At 45.6% G+C, this 399-nt stretch carries 1 pseudogene; it reads right to left on the bottom strand.

Annotated features, from left to right (window positions below):
- Positions 1 to 148: 148 nt before the first annotated feature.
- Positions 149 to 359: pseudogene (locus BN3456_RS00050) on the bottom strand (SDR family NAD(P)-dependent oxidoreductase); the annotation flags it as partial.
- Between the last annotated feature and the right edge of the window lie 40 nt (positions 360 to 399).

Below are 399 nucleotides of genomic sequence, written 5' to 3'. Positions count from 1 at the left end.
CGGATCGCAATATTTATGTGTCTCTTCTTTGTATTTACGTTTATTACTTCTGATGTCTTATTCTTGTTTTTTTCTTTTTTTTGCAAGCAGAAGACGGCATACGAGATGTAGAGAGGTCTCGTGGGCTCGGAGATGTGTATAAGAGACAGGTCACCCCCCTGGATGAAAACTCTCTAGCCACGGATTTTGTAAGGCCGATAACGCCTGCTTTAGAAGCCGAATAATTGGCCTGCCCTGCATTTCCCATAACCTCCCGATACGGAAGAGAGGTTGATAATCCGTCCGCTCCTCTGCTTTATCATCTGTCTGGCGGCAAACCGGATACAGTGAAACGTGCCTTTCAAGTTCGTATTCATAACGGCTGTCTCTTATACACATCTGACGCTGCCGACGATATGC

It is taken from the genome of Clostridium sp. C105KSO13 (assembly GCF_001517425.1).
Taxonomy (GTDB): domain Bacteria; phylum Bacillota; class Clostridia; order Lachnospirales; family Lachnospiraceae; genus Muricomes.
This window is presented reverse-complemented; position numbering and strand designations above follow the sequence as displayed.